Origin of the sequence: Pseudomonas sp. GWSMS-1, from assembly GCF_049847425.1 — a bacterium.
Taxonomy (GTDB): domain Bacteria; phylum Pseudomonadota; class Gammaproteobacteria; order Pseudomonadales; family Pseudomonadaceae; genus Aquipseudomonas.
This window is the reverse complement of record NZ_JBMHHV010000005.1, coordinates 778,431-795,363: the sequence shown is the minus strand read 5'-3', so window position 1 is coordinate 795,363 and position 16,933 is coordinate 778,431. Positions and strand designations below refer to the sequence as shown.

The 16,933-nt window shown below is 60.5% G+C and carries 14 protein-coding genes, 1 tRNA gene and 1 pseudogene; 5 read left to right on the top strand and 11 right to left on the bottom strand.

From position 1 onward, the window contains the following. The first annotated feature begins 7 nt into the window (after nucleotides 1–7). Nucleotides 8–1,297, top strand: coding sequence for an ISL3-like element ISPpu12 family transposase (locus ACEPAJ_RS07120; RefSeq protein WP_023628798.1), 1,290 nt, complete (start codon nucleotides 8–10; stop codon nucleotides 1,295–1,297). Nucleotides 1,298–1,332: 35 nt separating this feature from the next. Here the strand turns inward: ACEPAJ_RS07120 and ACEPAJ_RS07115 are convergent, their stop codons facing one another. From ACEPAJ_RS07115 to ACEPAJ_RS07105, 3 genes and pseudogenes are all read right to left on the bottom strand, one after another. After that, complete coding sequence (locus ACEPAJ_RS07115; protein WP_425914296.1) at nucleotides 1,333–1,866, bottom strand: S1 family peptidase; 534 nt, start codon at nucleotides 1,864–1,866, stop codon at nucleotides 1,333–1,335. 306 nt (nucleotides 1,867–2,172) lie between these two features. Continuing rightward, nucleotides 2,173–3,542: pseudogene (locus ACEPAJ_RS07110) on the bottom strand (heavy metal sensor histidine kinase). Further along, complete coding sequence (locus tag ACEPAJ_RS07105) at nucleotides 3,539–4,210, bottom strand: heavy metal response regulator transcription factor (protein ID WP_425914295.1); 672 nt, start codon at nucleotides 4,208–4,210, stop codon at nucleotides 3,539–3,541. The pseudogene ACEPAJ_RS07110 and the gene ACEPAJ_RS07105 overlap by 4 nt, the downstream one beginning before the upstream one ends. Before the next feature lie 147 nt (nucleotides 4,211–4,357). On the opposite strand from ACEPAJ_RS07105, the gene ACEPAJ_RS07100 reads away from it, so the two are divergent. Further along, nucleotides 4,358–4,858: a GlcG/HbpS family heme-binding protein gene (locus ACEPAJ_RS07100; protein WP_322947911.1), complete on the top strand. Its 501-nt coding sequence runs from the start codon at nucleotides 4,358–4,360 to the stop codon at nucleotides 4,856–4,858. A 14-nt stretch (nucleotides 4,859–4,872) separates the two neighbouring features. After that, on the top strand, nucleotides 4,873–5,283 hold the full coding sequence (gene uraH / locus ACEPAJ_RS07095; protein ID WP_425914294.1) for a hydroxyisourate hydrolase: 411 nt from the start codon (nucleotides 4,873–4,875) through the stop codon (nucleotides 5,281–5,283). Nucleotides 5,284–5,401: 118 nt separating this feature from the next. Here uraH and gdhA read toward each other — a convergent pair whose 3' ends face one another. Together gdhA and ACEPAJ_RS07085 are read right to left on the bottom strand one after the other, a co-directional pair. Continuing rightward, complete coding sequence (gene gdhA / locus ACEPAJ_RS07090; RefSeq protein ID WP_425914293.1) at nucleotides 5,402–6,739, bottom strand: NADP-specific glutamate dehydrogenase; 1,338 nt, start codon at nucleotides 6,737–6,739, stop codon at nucleotides 5,402–5,404. Between the two features lie 338 nt (nucleotides 6,740–7,077). After that, nucleotides 7,078–7,152: transfer RNA gene (locus ACEPAJ_RS07085), tRNA-Arg, on the bottom strand. A gap of 134 nt (nucleotides 7,153–7,286) precedes the next feature. Between ACEPAJ_RS07085 and ACEPAJ_RS07080 the strand changes: the two genes are divergently transcribed. Next, the gene (locus ACEPAJ_RS07080; RefSeq protein WP_425914292.1) at nucleotides 7,287–7,766 is read left to right on the top strand and encodes a GNAT family N-acetyltransferase; all 480 of its coding nucleotides are present in this window, start codon (nucleotides 7,287–7,289) and stop codon (nucleotides 7,764–7,766) included. 293 nt (nucleotides 7,767–8,059) lie between these two features. Here ACEPAJ_RS07080 and ACEPAJ_RS07075 read toward each other — a convergent pair whose 3' ends face one another. Continuing rightward, complete coding sequence (locus tag ACEPAJ_RS07075) at nucleotides 8,060–9,112, bottom strand: Glu/Leu/Phe/Val dehydrogenase dimerization domain-containing protein (RefSeq protein ID WP_425914291.1); 1,053 nt, start codon at nucleotides 9,110–9,112, stop codon at nucleotides 8,060–8,062. An 80-nt stretch (nucleotides 9,113–9,192) separates the two neighbouring features. Then, the gene (locus ACEPAJ_RS07070; RefSeq protein ID WP_425914290.1) at nucleotides 9,193–12,660 is read right to left on the bottom strand and encodes an indolepyruvate ferredoxin oxidoreductase family protein; all 3,468 of its coding nucleotides are present in this window, start codon (nucleotides 12,658–12,660) and stop codon (nucleotides 9,193–9,195) included. A 199-nt stretch (nucleotides 12,661–12,859) separates the two neighbouring features. On the opposite strand from ACEPAJ_RS07070, the gene ACEPAJ_RS07065 reads away from it, so the two are divergent. Further along, nucleotides 12,860–13,327 (top strand): Lrp/AsnC family transcriptional regulator, encoded by a 468-nt coding sequence (locus tag ACEPAJ_RS07065; RefSeq protein WP_425914289.1) that lies wholly within the window; start codon nucleotides 12,860–12,862, stop codon nucleotides 13,325–13,327. A 423-nt stretch (nucleotides 13,328–13,750) separates the two neighbouring features. Here the strand turns inward: ACEPAJ_RS07065 and phnP are convergent, their stop codons facing one another. From phnP to phnL, 4 genes are read right to left on the bottom strand one after another with little or no spacing between them, the layout of a single operon-like run. Beyond that, the gene (gene phnP / locus ACEPAJ_RS07060) at nucleotides 13,751–14,515 is read right to left on the bottom strand and encodes a phosphonate metabolism protein PhnP (RefSeq protein WP_425914288.1); all 765 of its coding nucleotides are present in this window, start codon (nucleotides 14,513–14,515) and stop codon (nucleotides 13,751–13,753) included. Continuing rightward, on the bottom strand, nucleotides 14,506–15,069 hold the full coding sequence (gene phnN, locus ACEPAJ_RS07055) for a phosphonate metabolism protein/1,5-bisphosphokinase (PRPP-forming) PhnN (protein ID WP_425914287.1): 564 nt from the start codon (nucleotides 15,067–15,069) through the stop codon (nucleotides 14,506–14,508). The genes phnP and phnN overlap by 10 nt, the downstream gene beginning before the upstream one ends. Beyond that, on the bottom strand, nucleotides 15,069–16,214 hold the full coding sequence (locus ACEPAJ_RS07050) for an alpha-D-ribose 1-methylphosphonate 5-triphosphate diphosphatase (RefSeq protein ID WP_425914286.1): 1,146 nt from the start codon (nucleotides 16,212–16,214) through the stop codon (nucleotides 15,069–15,071). The genes phnN and ACEPAJ_RS07050 overlap by 1 nt, the downstream gene beginning before the upstream one ends. Next, nucleotides 16,204–16,917, bottom strand: a complete 714-nt coding sequence (gene phnL / locus ACEPAJ_RS07045) for a phosphonate C-P lyase system protein PhnL (protein WP_425914285.1) — start codon at nucleotides 16,915–16,917, stop codon at nucleotides 16,204–16,206. The genes ACEPAJ_RS07050 and phnL overlap by 11 nt, the downstream gene beginning before the upstream one ends. Between the last annotated feature and the right edge of the window lie 16 nt (nucleotides 16,918–16,933).

The window sequence follows — 16,933 nt, the reverse complement described above, 5'->3', positions numbered from 1 at the left end:
CAACACCATGACCGAACTTCCCGACAACATCCTTCACCTGCCGCAATACCAAGTACTGGGCTGCAAATCTACCGACGACGAAATGCACTTCCAGGTGGACGTGCCCGATCCCATCGCCTGCGAGGAATGCGGCGTGCAGGGTGAGTTCGTACGGTTCGGCAAGCGTGACGTTCCCTATCGTGATCTGCCCATCCACGGCAAGCGGGTCACTCTCTGGGTGGTCCGCCGCCGATACACCTGCCGGGCCTGCAAGACAACATTCAGGCCCCAGCTACCGGAGATGGTGGACGGATTCCGTATGACACTGCGGCTGCATGAGTACGTGGAGAAGGAATCCTTCAACCACCCCTACACCTTTGTGGCGGCACAGACCGGCCTGGACGAGAAGACGGTGCGCGACATCTTCAACGCCCGCGCCGAGTTCCTGGGGCGCTGGCACCGCTTCGAGACGCCCCGCATCCTGGGCATTGACGAGCTATACCTGAACAAGCGCTACCGCTGCATTCTGACCAACATTGAGGAGCGAACCCTGCTCGACCTGCTGGCCACCCGCCGCCAGGACGTGGTGACCAACTACCTGATGAAGCTGAAAGACCGGCAGAAGGTCGAGATCGTCAGCATGGACATGTGGAACCCCTACCGGGCAGCGGTCAAGGCTGTGCTGTCCCAGGCCCGTATCGTGGTCGATAAGTTCCATGTGGTGCGCATGGCCAACGATGCCCTAGAGAGAGTGCGCAAGGGCCTCAGAAAGGAGCTGAAACCGTCCCAGAGCCGGACTCTCAAGGGAGACCGGAAAATCCTGCTGAAACGCGCTCACGAAGTCTCAGACCGGGAGCGCCTCATCATGGAGACTTGGACAGGCGCGTTCCCGCAACTGCTGGCCGCCTACGAGCACAAGGAGCGCTTCTACGGCATCTGGGACGCCACCACACGGCTCCAGGCAGAAGCCGCCCTGGACGAGTGGATAGCCACCATCCCGAAGGGCCAAAAGGAAGTCTGGAGCGATCTGGTCAGGGCAGTGGGAAACTGGCGCGAAGAGACCATGACCTACTTCGAGACGGACATGCCCGTCACCAACGCTTACACGGAGTCCATCAACCGACTGGCCAAGGACAAGAACCGTGAAGGGCGCGGTTACTCCTTCGAGGTGATGCGGGCACGAATGCTCTACACCACGAAGCACAAGAAGAAGGCACCGACTGCGAAGGTCTCTCCTTTCTACAAGAAAACCATCGGTTACGGACTGCCGGACTTCGCAGAGGAACTCAACTACGGAGTCGATCTATCAACCATCTGAGGGTGGTATCAGATTGATGGGGTGAAGGTGCCCCATCAACCATTAAATCCGTATACCCTATTTTCTAAGTCCTGCCCGCCCAAGAATCGGCGCTGAGTAACTATGCCAATAACTTCGCCCGTGTTTGCGTTAATGATCGGCCCGCCGGAGTTTCCCCCGTTAATTGACCCATCAACATAAAACGCGTGTTGACCCAGAGGCGCTGAGACGACAGCCTCATGCACAAGCAGATGAGGAATTCCATGTGGGAATCCTGCGAAGATTACCCGTGAGCCTCGCGAGGTGTTTGGCATAACAGAAGGACGCAGCACATTTCGGCCATTGGGTAGCGCTTGCTGCAGTTCTAATATCGCAAAATCAAACTGGTTTTTATCAGAAAATGCGACTAGTTGAGCAGGTAGCGAAACGCCGCTTTCAGTAATGGCCTGTATAGCTGTACCCGAAATCAGGTGTGGTTCAATAACGTGGTGATTTGTAATGACAAGCCTGTCATTTATGTAACTAAAACCGCTACCTGAACTGTTGCCAGTGACAATTCTGAATGTTGCGTCTGCAAGATGCTGATGCATTAGTGCATTCCTGTATAACTATTAATTAGACGACATCGCTGTCGCACAACACCCTTCTTAGTGTCTGATAACGTTCCCTGTCACTCGCGAAGCGTTTGAGGTCTAAGCAGCGCCGCGTGAAAAACGCGACATGGGGAGGACGAGAAACGGCAGAAGGCGAAATCGGGTGCAGGGTGGCGGCACCGCTAAAGCGAGAACTTACTGTCGGGCGGCAGGCCTGTCTAGCAGGCGCGTCGAGTGCCTGTGGAAAACAGCCAGTAAAAAGCCCCGAGAACTCAGCGTTATCGGGGCTTTTGGCTTTCTGGTTTAAGCCTTGGCTAGCGGGAACAGCAAGCTAAAGCGTGTGCCTTCCTCATTACTGACAACGCTGACCTGCCCGCCATGGGCCTGCATGATCGAGCGCACAATGGCCAGGCCTAGGCCGCCGGAGTCGTCCGGTTGGTTGCGTGACGGGTCGCAGCGGTAGAAACGCTCGAACAGGCGTGGCAGGTGTTCGGCGGCAATCGCGGGGCCGCTGTTATGCACGCTGATTTCACAGGCGCCATCGCGCAGCTGGCTGCTGATGGTGACAGTGCTGTCAGGCAAGCCGTAGCGCAGCGCATTGGCCAACAGGTTAGCCAGGGCGCGGCGCAGCAATTGCGGGTCGGCGATCAGGGTGCCGCTGGCCTGGTTGATCAGCTCCATGGCGCACTCTTGCGCGGTGCCTTCGAAGTACTCGCAGAGCTGTTCGACCAACTCGTGCAGGTCGACCGTTTGCCGGTTGATCGAGGCATTGGCCTGCTCGGTACGCGCTAGAAACAGCATGCTGTCGATCATTCGCGCCAGCCGCTCGTATTCCTCAAGGTTGGAGACCAGCAGGTTTTGGTACTCATCCAGCGGGCGGTTGCGTGCCAAGGTTTGCTGCGCGTGGCCCATCAGGTTGCTCAGCGGGGTGCGCATCTCGTGGGCCAAGTCTTCGGAAAAGCGCGAGAGCTGGGCGAAGCCATCTTCCAGGCGCGCGAGCATCTGGTTGAGCGCCTGGCTAAGCGCCTGCAATTCACTGACGTCTTTAAACTCATCGAGGCGCAGGTGCAGGTGCTGCACGTCAATCGCGGCGGCACGGGTTGCCAGCTGACGCACCGGGCGCAGGCCACGCTGGCTAACCAACCAACCGAGTGCAAAGGCTAGTAGCGCGCCAACCGACAAGGCCAACCAGAGTTTCAGGCGATACGCCGCGAGCATTTGCTCTCGCTCGCTGAGCAACTTGCCGGCAATCAAGGTCAGGCGACGATCACCCGGCTAACATCCAGCCAGGCCAGGCGTAACGGTTCGCTGCCTTGGCTATTGCCGAGAGTGGCCTGCGCAGCGGCGGGCAATTCGGGCAGCGGCAGCAAGGCCGGGTTGATTTCGATCAGCCGCTGCCCGGCGTCATCGACTATCCACAACAGGCTGTCGCGGTTGCCCAGCATGTTTTCGTAAAGCTGCGGCCTGCTGCGCAGGGCATCGATGCTCTCGCTGTCGTCGAGCAGCGCTTGCATGCGTTCCAGCCGGCCGAGCAGCGCCTGGTCGTCACGCCAGGCGATTTCGCGCTGCAGCGATTGGTAGAGGTAAAAGCCAATTAAGCCCAATAACAGCGCGCTAACTAAGGCGAACATCAGTGCCAGGCGCACGCTTAACGCGCGCGGCCACAGCCTCACGACTGCGCCTCAAGCATGTAACCCATGCCGCGCACGGTATGAATCAGCTTGAGCGGGTACGGGTCATCGACCTTGGCGCGCAGGCGGCGAATGGCGACATCGACCACGTTGGTGTCGCTGTCGAAATTCATCTGCCAAACGTGCGAGGCAATCAGGGTGCGCGACAACACCTCGCCCTCACGGCTGAGCAGCAGGTGCAGCAGGGCAAATTCCTTATTGGTCAGGGTCAGGCGTTCGCCATTACGGGTGACCTTGCGCCGCAGCAGGTCCAGGTGCAGGTCGGCGACCTGAAACTGCTCAACCTCACGCGGCGGGCCACGGCGCAACAAGGTGCGTACGCGGGCCAGCAGTTCGGCGTAAGAAAAGGGTTTAACCAAATAATCATCGGCGCCCAGTTCCAGCCCTTTGACCCGGTCTTCAACCGCATCGCGCGCGGTCAGAAACAACACGGGCGTTTGCAGCTTGCGCCGAATGATCTGCAGCAGCTGCCAGCCGTCGAGGCCGGGCAACATGACGTCAAGAATGATCAAGTCGAACTCGTGCTCTTGCACCAGATGCTGGCCATCCAAGCCATTCAAGGCCACTTCCACGCGATACCCCGACTCAGTCAAGCCTTTGCACAGGTAGTCCGCGGTTTTTACTTCGTCTTCAACAACCAGAATGCGCATCTTTTCCTCCAGCACAGGCGCATAGCGTAGGCCGATCTGCACCGCGCTCCCATTACAAATTGGTAATCCAGGCGCAATCGGTTTGACGGCGGCACAGGGGCAGTATGGCCACCAATCGCTCAGCCGAGCCCAACCCTGGAGAACGACATGCTACTTCGCAGCGCCACCTTGTCACTACTCGCACTGGCCATGGGCTCTTCCGCCGCATGGGCTGCTAACGAAAACGTTGCTCAGCGTCAGGACGTCACCCTGGCCCTGGCCAACGACCTGCTCAACGCCACGCTTGCCGCTTGCCATGCTGACGGCCGCACCGGCGTTGCAGCGGTAGTCGACCGTGGCGGCAACCTGGTGGCTGTGCAGCGTGATGACAACGTGGGCCCGCACAACACTGTTGCGGCGCAGCGTAAGGCCTTTACCGCACTGTCGACCAAAACCGCGACACGCCTGCTGTCTGAACGTGCCCGTAACAACCCGGAAGCCGAGAACCTCAACACCCTCGATGAGCTGCTGCTGCTCGGCGGCGGCGTGCCATTGAAGGTCGGCGATCAGGTGATCGGTGCCATCGGTGTCGCTGGCGCCGGCGGCGCTGAAATTGATGAAGGCTGCGCCCTGAAAGCCATTGCTCAAGTTTTGCCTACCACTCACTAATTAGGAGTCACACCATGAATATGCTGAAAACCCTGTTCGCCGGCGCTGTACTGACCAGCCTCTCCTCCCTGGCCCTGGCCGCTGGCAACCCACTGAGCGTGCACGTACTGAACCTGCAAGACGGCCTGCCTTCGCCAGAAGTCAGCGTGACCCTGGAAAAGCAGGACGGTAAAACCTGGGACATGCTCAACAGCGGCGTGACCAACGAACAAGGCCGCATCCCGGCGCTCTACCCAGAAGATAAAGCCCTGGAGAAAGGCACCTACCGCGTCACCTTCAAGACTGGCGAGTGGTTCAAGAAGCACGCCACTGCGAGCTTCTTCCCAGAAGTACCGGTGATCTTCGAAGTAGACGGTACCGTACCGCACTACCACATTCCGTTGCTGCTCAGCCCTTACGGCTTCTCCACCTACCGCGGCAACTAAGCCGTTAGCGGTTGGCTAATTCGCACACCCGCTCGCGCATTAGCCAAGAGCCCATAAAAAATGCCCGCATTGCGCGGGCATTTTTGTGTGAGGCAGAACCTGCCTGAGTTGACGCGGGTTAGACCACACCCTGCGCTAGCATGGCATCGGCAACCTTAACGAAGCCGGCGATATTGGCACCTTTCACGTAGTTGATCCGACCGTTCTCCTCACCATAACGCACGCAGGCGCTGTGGATGCTTTGCATAATGCTGTGCAGACGCTCGTCCACCTCACCGGCGGTCCAATTCAGGCGCATGGCGTTCTGGCTCATCTCCAGGCCGCTGGTGGCAACACCACCGGCGTTCGAGGCTTTGCCTGGGGCGAAGCAGATGCCGGCGTCGATAAACAGATCCACCGCTTCCAGGGTCGACGGCATGTTGGCCCCTTCGGCCACGCAGTAACAGCCATTGCTCAGCAACGTGCGCGCGTCGTCGGCATTCAGTTCATTTTGCGTGGCGCATGGCAGCGCGATGTCGCATGGCAGGTGCCACGGGCGCTGGCCAACCAGGAAGTTCAGGTTGAACTGCGCGGCCATTTCGCTGAGGCGACCACGGCGCACGTTCTTCAAGTCCATCAGGTGCTGCCATTGTTCTTCGGTCAGGCCGTCCGGGGTGTGCAGGGTGCCCTCGGAGTCCGACAGGGAGACCACCATGCCGCCCAACTCCATGACCTTCTGCGCGGCAAACTGGGCAACGTTGCCAGAGCCGGAGATCGCCACGCGCTGGCCGTCAACGCCACGATGAATGCGCTTGAGCATTTCCTGGGCAAAGTACACGCAGCCATAACCGGTGGCTTCCGGACGAACCAGGCTGCCGCCGTAACTGATGCCCTTACCGGTCAGCACCGAGGTGAACTGGTTAGCCAGGCGCTTGTACTGGCCGAACATGTAGCCGATCTCGCGGCCACCCACGCCGATGTCGCCCGCCGGCACATCCAGGTCGGCGCCAATATGGCGATACAGCTCGCTCATAAAGGCCTGGCAGAAGCGCATCACTTCGTTGTCGCTTTTGCCCTTTGGATCGAAGTCCGAACCACCCTTGCCGCCGCCCATGGGCAGCGAGGTCAGCGAGTTCTTGAACACTTGCTCGAAGGCGAGGAACTTGAGTACGCCCAAGTTGACCGACGGATGGAAACGCAGCCCGCCCTTGTAGGGGCCAATGGCGCTGTTCATCTGCACGCGGTAACCGCGGTTGACCTGTACGCGCCCGGCATCATCCACCCAGGACACCCGAAACATAATCACCCGTTCCGGCTCGACCATGCGCTCCACGATGCCCGCCTGCAAGTAACGCGGGTTGGCCTCCAGGAACGGCCAAAGCGTACGCAGGACCTCTTCCACAGCCTGATGAAACTCAGGCTGATCAGGGTCACGCTGCTTTAGGCGGGAGAGGAAAAGCTCGACGGATTCGCTCATGTGGATATCCCAAAAATGCCCATTAAACAGGGCAGATCAACTGAAAAGTGCGCGGCACTTTAACAGCCAACAATGCACTTCGACAGCGCAAAATGTCGCCTTAATGAATCTTTTTAGTGCATTGATATAAAACAACACTTCTATAACGGGCATTTTCGCCGACGGCGTATCGCCCATATTAAGGGCGCCTACGCACAACCTTAAGGCATGGGGTCTTTTCCACGGGATCAACAGAGGCGCTTGAACCGTTGCCAGGTGATCGCGCGCAAGCGCCGATGCCCGCGCTATGAGGGCAAGCGAGGATCAAGGCAGACGATTAAAAAGTGCAGGGGTAAAGATGGCGTTCCCAACTGGATTCGAACCAGTATCTAGCCCTTAGGAGGGGCTTATTCTATCCATTGAACTATGGGAACCAAGGCTGGATAGGCGGGCTACCAGCGGGCGGCATCTTAGCGAGCCTGAGCGCGTTTGTCATGCCGCTGCCATTTTCGCCGCGCCATACTGCCCACTGACGGCCAACCGGCCGTCATCAGGAGAGGAGATCGCCATGCGCCCTGCTGCTTCGCAGTATTTGCCCGACTCGCCCTTTGCCGACTATCACCTGCGCGCCGCCAGCGTCACCGATGCACCAGCCCTCACCGCGTTGCTGCAGCAACTGGCGCCCGACGAACCGCGTGCCGATGCCAAGTTAATGGCCCTGCGCCTGAGCGAATTACCAGTGAGCCGGGTGGTGCTAGTGGCCGAGCGCGATGGCAAATTGCTCGGCACCTGCACGCTCAATCTGATCGAACACCTGGCGCACAACTTCGCCCGCTCGGCGATTCTCGAAGATGTGGTGGTGGATGGCGACGCACGTGGCCTAGGGGTTGGCCAAGCGCTGATGGGCAAAGCCATCGAACGCGCCCGCGCCTGGGGGTGTTACAAGGTCGCGCTGTCCAGCAGCCAGAGCCGCGAGGAGGCGCATGCCTTTTATGCAAACCTGGGCTTTAAGCCGCATGGCATTAGCCTGGCGCTGATGCTGGACTAATAAGCTGTCAAAGACCTTTGCAGGAACGGGGTGGGACGCCTGGTTTTTGATCGCGATCAGCGTCAACACCGTCGAGGGCAAGAACCGTAGGGTGGATGACGCTTCACCCATCCACCAACTGCGCCACGGTGGTGGATGAAAACAACGTCATCCACCCTACAACGACAACCCGTAGGAGGCTTGCCCGCGAACCGAGGTCAGCGAAAAAGCATCGCGACCAATAACTAGGCGCTCCTGCCCCTCCTACGGGTTTTGCGCAACGTGCTTGTTGTGCGGGCAACCTTTAGGCGTTTTTAACGGCCAAAACGCTCTTCGGCCAACTGATCGGCAATCTCTACCGTGGTTTTGCTCGCTGCATCGGCGCGCTGGAAGATCTGCTCCAGGGTCGCGCCAATGCCTTCGATATGCGCATTGAGTTGCGCGGCGCTGCCGCCACTGCGGCCGTAGTAAACATCGATAATGCCGCCGGCATTGATCGCATAATCCGGCGCGTACAGGCACTCGTTACGGCGCAGGGTTTCCGCCAGGCTGGGGTCGGCCAGCTGATTGTTGGCGGCCCCGGCGATAATCGGTGCGCGCAGGGCTTCCAAGGTGTGTTGGTTGATGATTGCGCCCATGGCGCACGGCGCGAATACATCAACATCCAGACCGAAAATCGCCTGCTGGGTAACAGCGGTGGCGCCAAACTGCTCAACCGCGCGACGCACATTGGCTTCAACGATATCGGTCACCCACAGCTCGGCGCCGGCGGCTTTCAATTGCCGGGCTAGATCAAAACCCACCTGCCCTACCCCTTGGATAGCGACTTTGAGGCCACGCAAATCATCACGGCCCAGGCGATGCTTTACCGCAGTCAGGATGCCGATAAACACGCCGTAAGCGGTCGACGGTGACGGGTCGCCATTGCGCGTGCCTCCCGCGAAATCCTCACGCAGCTCGGCGCCGGATACGTGGCGGGTGCGCTCGGCCATGATCTGCATTTCCGCCACGCCGGTGCCGGAATCGGCGGCGGTGATATAGCGGCCGCCGAGGCTGTCGACAAAATCGCCCATGGCTTGGAACAGCGCCGCGCTCTTGCCGGTATGCGGGTCGCCGATGATCACCGCCTTGCCACCACCCAGCGGCAGATTAGCCAGGGCCGATTTGTAGGTCATGCCGCGCGACAAGCGCAGCACATCGCGCAGCGCTTCATCGTCATTGGCATAGGGCCACATGCGGCAACCGCCGAGGGCCGGGCCGAGGTTGCTGTTGTGAATGGCAATAATCGCCTTCAGGCCGCTGGCCTTGTCGTGGCCATAGACCACCTGTTCGTGGTGGTCGAAATCGATATGGGAAAACACGGACATAAGTGCCTCGTTTTTTTGTTGTAAGAAGTCGCCCTCTCCCGGTTAAGGGAGAGGGTCAGTGTGATGAACGTCTGTTGGCGTCAAGCCGCTGGTTCAAACAGCTGCACCGCTGCAATCTCGCTGACGACCATGCGCGCTTTGAGCTGGCTGCTCTGCTCGCGCACCTGGGCCAGGCTGCGTTCCTTGACGTGGCCATAGCCACGAATCTGCTCGGGCAGTTCGGCCAGGGCCAGCGCGGTGCGGTAGTTGTCGGCGTTGAGTTCCTTGAGCAGGTACTCCAAGTCCTGCTCGTAGTCATCGATCAGCTGCAACTCCAGCGCGCGCTCAGCGCTGTAGCCGAATACATCCAGCGGTGTGCCACGCAGAAACTTGAATTTGGCCAGTACAACGAACGCCTTGAGCATCCAGGGGCCGAACTGTCGCTTGCGCGGCTCGCCAGTGCTGGCATCCGGCTTGCTCAGCCAGGACGGTGCCAGGTGGAATTCCAGGCGGTAGTCGCCGCTGAACTGCGCCTCCAGCTGACGGATAAAACTGCCGTCGCTGTACAACCGCGCCACTTCGTACTCGTCCTTGTAGGCCAGCAGTTTGAAGTAGTAACGCGCCACCGCCTTGCTCAGCGCTTGGTCAGCGCTGCTATCAACCTGCTGCACCCGCGCCACTTGCTCGCGGTAGCGCTGGGCGTAGGCGGCATTCTGGTAGGCAGTCAGGCGCGCCATGCGGTCGTTGACGATTTCTTCCAGGGTTTGGCAATGCGGCGCTTCGCTCACGTCTGGCTTGGCTAAGCGCTCGACGGCAACTGCATCATGGGCCGCACGACGGCCCCAGAGAAACGCCTGCTGATTGAGCTGCACGGCCACGCCGTTAAGCTCGATGGCCTGATTGATGGCTTCGGCGGACACCGGCACCAAGCCCTTCTGATAAGCGAAACCGAGCATAAACAGGTTGGTGGCGATGCTATCGCCGAGCAGGCGCGTGGCCAGGCGGCTGCCATCAACAAAGTGGGTTTTGCTCGCCCCAACAGCCTCAATCAACGCTTCACGCATGGCCGCGCCCGGTACCTGAGCATCCGGGTTGCGGGTGAACTCAGCAGTGGCGGCTTCGTGGCTGTTGACCACCGCATGGGCGATCTTGTCATTCAGCTTGGCCAGCGATTCTTCACTGGCGGCCACCACCAGATCGCAGCCGAGCAGCAGGTCCGCTTCACCGGCGGCGATGCGTACGGCGAAAATATCGTCCTGCTTGGCGGCGACGCGGATATGGGTGATCACCGGGCCGAATTTTTGCGCCAGCCCGGCCTGATCGAGCACCGTGCAGCCCTTGCCTTCGCTATGCGCCGCCATGCCGAGCAAGGCGCCAACGGTGGTTACACCGCTGCCACCCACGCCTGGTAGAAGGATATTCCAGGGCCGATCCAGCGCGGGCTGCCGGGGTTCCGGCAAGGCAACGAACAACGCGCCATGCCCCACGGCGCTGGGTTTGCGCAACGCCCCGCCATGCACGGTGACAAAGCTTGGGCAAAAGCCATCAACGCAGCTGAAATCCTTGTTGCAGGTGTTCTGGTCAATCTCGCGCTTGCGCCCCAATTCGGTTTCTAGCGGCAGCACGGACAGGCAGTTGGACTTCACACCGCAATCGCCGCAGCCCTCGCATACCGCCGTGTTGATAAAGGCACGCTTTTGCGGATCAACCAGCTTGCCGCGCTTACGCCGGCGGCGCTTTTCGGTGGCGCAGGTTTGGTCATAGATGATCACCGAGCAGCCTTTGAATTCACGCAGCTCACGCTGCACGGCATCCAGCTCGCGGCGATGGTGAAAGGTGACGGTGGGCGCGAAGGTGGCACGGGTCGGGTACTTCTCCGGCTCGTCAGTCACCAGGGCGATGCGTTTCACCCCTTCGGCATACACCTGCTGGCTGAGTTGATCGACGCGCAGTTCGCCGTCGATGGGCTGGCCACCGGTCATGGCCACGGCGTCGTTGTAGAGAATCTTGTAGGTGATATTCACCCCAGCAGCCACGGCCGCTCGCAAGGCCAGTTGGCCAGAATGGAAGTAGGTGCCATCACCGAGGTTCTGGAAGATATGCGGGGTGTCGGTAAACGGCGCCTGGCCGATCCAGGTCGCGCCCTCGCCGCCCATCTGGGTAAAGGTGTCGGTGCTGCGGTCCATCCACTGGGTCATGTAGTGGCAGCCGATGCCGCCCTGGGCGCGGCTGCCTTCGGGCACTTTGGTCGAGGTGTTGTGCGGGCAGCCGGAGCAGAAGTGTGGCGTACGCGCCGTGTGATGTTTGGGCGCCGCCAGGGAGGCTTCCTTGGCGGCGAGAAAGGCCAGGCGTTCTTCAATTTGTGGGCTGCTGTAGATTGGCGCCAGCCGCTTGGCAATGGCGCGGGCGATCATCGCCGGGGTCAGTTCGGAGAGGTTCGGCAACAGCGAATGGCCGGCTTCGTCGAATTCGCCGACCACCACCGGACGCTTGCCCACAGGCCAGTTGTAGAGCTGGCCGGTGAGTTGGTCTTCAATAATGCTGCGTTTTTCCTCGACCACCAGAATCTCGTCCAGGCCCTCGGCAAACTCATGCACCGAGACCGGCTCCAGCGGCCAACTCATGCCTACCTTGAGCACGCGCAGGCCCACCTGAGCGCACAGCGCTTCGTCCAGGCCGAGGTCATCCAAGGCCTGGCGCACATCCAGGTAAGACTTGCCGGCGGTGATGATGCCCAAACGTGGGTTGGGTGAGTCGAGCATCACCTTGTTCAGCTTATTGACACGGGCAAAGGCCCGCGCGGCATAAATCTTGTAGGTGTTGAGGCGCGCCTCCTGCGCCAGGGGCGGATCTGGCCAGCGAATATGCACGCCGCCTTCCGGCAGTTGGAAGTCGTCAGGGTTCGTCAGCTGCATACGCAGCGGGTCGACCTCGACCACGGCGGAAGAATCAACGTTTTCGGCGATGGTTTTAAGCGCCACCCAGCAGCCGCTGTAACGCGACAGTTCCCAGCCGATGATGCCGTAGTCGAGGATTTCCTGAACGTTGGCCGGGTTGAGCACCGGGATCGACGCCGCGATAAACGCATGCTCGCTCTGATTGGCCAGCGTCGAAGACTTGCAGCCATGGTCATCACCGGCCAGCAGCAACACGCCGCCATGCTCGGAGACCCCGGCTGAGTTGCCGTGTTTGAACACATCGCCGCAGCGGTCCACGCCCGGCCCCTTGCCGTACCACATGGCAAACACGCCATCGTAGCGAGCCCCAGGAAACAGATTGGTCTGCTGGCTGCCCCACACGGCGGTGCCGGCCAACTCTTCGTTGACCCCGGGCTGGAAGTGGATGTGGTTGTCTTTGAGGTACTGCTTGGCGTCCCATAGGCTCTTGTCGAGGCCGCCCAGTGGCGAGCCACGGTAGCCGGAAATAAAGCACGCAGTATTCAAACCATGGGCTGCATCGCGTTGCTTCTGCAGCATGGGCAGGCGGGTCAGCGCCTGGGTGCCGGTCAGGTAAAGGTGACCGGTCGCAAGGCGGTACTTGTCATCCAGGCGGATCTCGGCCAGGGACATATCTGCGCTCCTTTTATTATTTTGGCGAGCTGCGGGGCAACGGTTAGTGCCGCCGCTTTAAGCCTGGCGCGGGATCACCGCAGCAGACGTATGGCTAAGAATATGACCGAGCGGTACTGAGATTTTCTTTCTATTTGCTGGACGCTTTGCCGATACTGCGCATGATTAATCCAACAAGAACAAAAAATTGGAAACAGTCATGCAAGAAAAACTCAGCCCCATCGACCGCAAGATTCTCCGCCTGCTGCAACACAATGCCGACCTCTCCGCTGCCGAGATTGCCGAGAAGGTCGAGTTGTCACAATCGCCTTGCTGGCGGCGGATTCACCGCCTGCAGGAAGAGGGCATCATCGAGCGCAAGGTCGCCCTGCTCAGCCACAAGCAACTGGGGTTCAGCATCACGGTGTTTGTCGACATCAAACTCTCGGCCCACGGGCGCAGTAACCTGGAAGAGTTTGAGCAAGCCGTGGTTGGTTACCCGGAAGTATTGGAGTGCTTCACCATGGCCGGCGGCTCGGATTACCTGCTCAAGGTAGTGGCCAAGGACATCGCCAGCTATGAGCGCTTCCTGCGCGACCACCTGCTGCAACGCCCGCATGTGCACGAAGCGCACTCGCATATCGCCATGAGTGAGGTCAAACGCACCACTGAGTTGCCGCTGGATTAAGAACCACCGGAACATCGTGGGAGGCAATAGTCGAGATACAAGGGTGGGTTAGCGACGCCGAACACCACTCGATAATTCAACCTCGCCAGCAGCGCTGGCGCGTAACCCACCAGGCAGTCGAACGCATTACACCAATGGTGGGTTACGCCGCGCCCTACATCGCGTGACGCCTAATAAACGCGACAGGCGGCTAACCCAGCCTACTAACTCCCACACTCGCATACGCAACTCGTAGGGTGGGTTAGCGACGCCGAATACCGCTCGATCATCCAACCTCGCCAGCAGCGCGGCGCGTAACCCACCAGACAATCGAACGCGTTGCGCCAATGGTGGGTTACGCCGCGCCCCACATCGCGTGAAGCCTAATAAACGCGATAGGCGGCTAACCCACCCTACGAACGCCCACACCCGCATGCGCAGCCTTTAAAGCACTTGCCCATCCACGGCCAAACTCACGCCGGGCGGCAAGGCGTCGGGGTTATCCAGTAACCAGCTATCAAAGCTGTGGCCGATATGGGTGAGCACGGTCTGCTGTGGCTGCAGCTGCTCAACCACTTCCAGCGCGCGGGTCAGGTCGTTATGGTTGCGGGGCGCAATGGGTTGCGGCGCGGTGGAACAATCCAGCACCAGCAGATCCAGCGGCTGTTGGCGCAGCACCTCGGCGCTGGTCTCCGGGATACCGAGGGTATCAGTGAGGTAGGCGATCCGCCGGCACCCGCCATCAACCGTAGGGCCTTGCAGTAGGTAGCCAAAGGTCAGCTTGGAGTGATTCAGCGGCAGTGCCGTGACGCTCAACTCACCTAACTGCCGCCGCTCGAAGGCGGCAAAAGGTTGGCTGAAATCAAGGATGCCGGGGTGTTTGTACAGGTCGGCCAACCCCTCAGGATCATCCGGGCCATGCACAGGAATAATCAGTCCCTGACCCCAGCGCAGGTGCAACAAGCCCTGGGCGTGGTCGGCGTGGTAATGGGTTTGCAGGATGCCGCTGAGGCTATGGGGTGGAAAGCGCTCGCACAGATCGGTCAGGCCCGAATCAATCAGCCAGCGCTGCGCGCCGCATTCGATCAATGCGCTACAGGGACCACGGCGGCGCGCCGGATAGACCCGCGCACTGTCGCAGGCAGGGCAACTGCAGTTATACACCGGCACCTGCCGCGCATCGCCCGTACCGAGCAGGGTCAAGCGCATGTGCGGCTGGCCCCGATCAGCGCCAGCAGGTTGTCCCGCGCCCGCTCAATCGACGCCGAGTTATCCAGCAGATGCAGGCCATCACGCTCAGCGCTCGCGGCGTCGAACTGAGCATTACGCGCCAGACGCTGTTCGATCTGCTCAAGGCTTTCCCGCCCGCGCCTGAGCAAACGCTCACGCAGCACCGCAGGCTCGACTGTGAGCAACACACCGATCAGCTCCGGATAACGTTGCCGAGCCTCAGGCAAGTAAGCCCGCGATCCGTTGACCAGCACGTCCTGCCCCGCCGCCAGCCAGTCATCTATCTGTTTGGGGATGCCATAGGCCAAGCCATTGGCGCGCCAGCTCAGGGCAAAGCCGCCGGCCGCCTCCTGCTGATCGAACTCGGCAGGCGTAACGCCAATGGCGTCCTCGCCCACGGCCTCCGCCGAACGGGTAATCACCCGCCGCGCGATCACACAATTACGCTCCGCCAAACGCTCACGCGCGGCCTCCAACAGGCTGTCCTTGCCCGAGCCCGAAGGCCCCATCAAATAGATCAACCGGCCGCTCATCAGAACACCCTATTGGCTTGTCGCCACACTTGCTGGATAACCGCTTGGCCCTCATGCAGCCGTGCCTGGAGCAGATCAGCACGCAGGCCCACACGAATTTCACCCCGATCATGCAAACCCGCCGCATGGGCTGGCAGGCGGCTGACGGTGGCAATCGCCCGGGGCAGATCATAGCTGTTGTCTTGCGCCGCCAGGAGAAAAGCCGCCTGCAACAGGCTGGCCGGGTAATAGTCGCTGGAGAGGATATCCAGCACCCCATGACGGGCCAATTCGGCAGCGGCGATATTGCCCGAGTGCGAGCCACCACGGACGATATTCGGCGCGCCCATCAACACCTTCAACCCCAGTTCATGGCTGGCCTTGGCGGCCTCCAGGGTGGTGGGGAACTCGGCGATGGACATGCCATAACCGGCCGACTCCTGCACATGGGCCAGAGTGGCGTCATCGTGGCTGGCCACCGACAGGCCGCGGGCGTGGCAGTCCTCGACAATCGCCCGGCGATGACGGTCACTGAACTCAATCGAGTTGGCCACCTGTTCCTTGATAAAGGCGTCCATCTCCGCCTCGCTCAGGTGGTATTTGCCCATGTAGTACTCGCGGTATTTGTCTTCTTTAGCGAACTGACGCTGACCCGGCGAGTGATCCATCACCGACACCAATTGCACCAGCGGGTGTTCCACCAGATCGCGGAACACCGCCAGGCTATCGGGGTGGCACAACTCGCAGCGCAGGTGCAGGCGGTGATCGGCGCGGGTAAGCCCGGCACGACTCGCCTCGGCAATGGCTTCGAGCATGGCCGGCAACTGCTGCATGCGCTTGCCACGCGGGTTGATATCGCCAATCGCCAGGGCATCGAACACCGTGGTGATACCCGCCGAAACGATCTGCGCATCATGGGTGAGCACGGCCGACGTAGACGGCCAGTCCACGCCAGGGCGCGGGCTCATGTACTTTTCCAGGTTGTCGGTGTGCAGCTCGACCAGGCCGGGTAGCAGGTAATCGCCGCCCAGGTTCTGCGCCTGGGGCAAGCCGCTGACGCCCTCTTCCACCTGAGCGATCAAACCTTCACGCAGCACCAGGGTGCCGACGAACTCGTACTCGGCGGTGACGATCCGCGCGTTGGTCAGAATCTGTTCAACCGGCATATACATACTCCTGCTGCGCGGCAGCGCTCATATCAAGGAAGCGATCGGCCACGGCTTCACGGGCGGCGCGGTCGTGGAAGATGCCGATCAGCGCGCTACCGGCGGTCTTGGCTTCATCAATCAGTTCCAGCACCACCTGGCGATTAGCGTCGTCCAGCGAAGCGGTGGGTTCATCCAGCAGCATCAGCGGCCAGGCGACCATAAAACCGCGTGCGATATTCACCCGCTGCTGCTCGCCGCCAGAGAAAGTACCAGGCGCCAGTTGCCACAAGGCTTGCGGGATATTCAGGCGACTCAACAGGCTCTCAGCCCGCGCCTGTGCTTCCACCCGGCTCCAGCCACGGGCCAGAGCCGGCTCCATCACCACATCCAGGGTCGCGACGCGCGGAATCACCCGCAGAAACTGGCTGACATAACCCAAGGTCTGTCGGCGTACGGCCAGCACCTGACGCGGCTCGGCACCGACCAGCTCCACCCAGGCGCCGTCGTGAAGCATGCGGATGCTGCCGCCGGCGGCCAGGTAGTTGCCGTACAGGGTGCGCAGCAAGGTCGACTTACCCGCCCCGGATTGGCCGTGCAGCACCAGGCACTCGCCCGCGCGCACGCTGAAATTCAAGCCGTTCAACACATTAAGAACGACCCCGTGCTGCTGATGCAGGGTAAAGGTCTTGCTGAGGTCGGAGACCTCGATCAGGTTATTCATATAAACCTCAAACTAC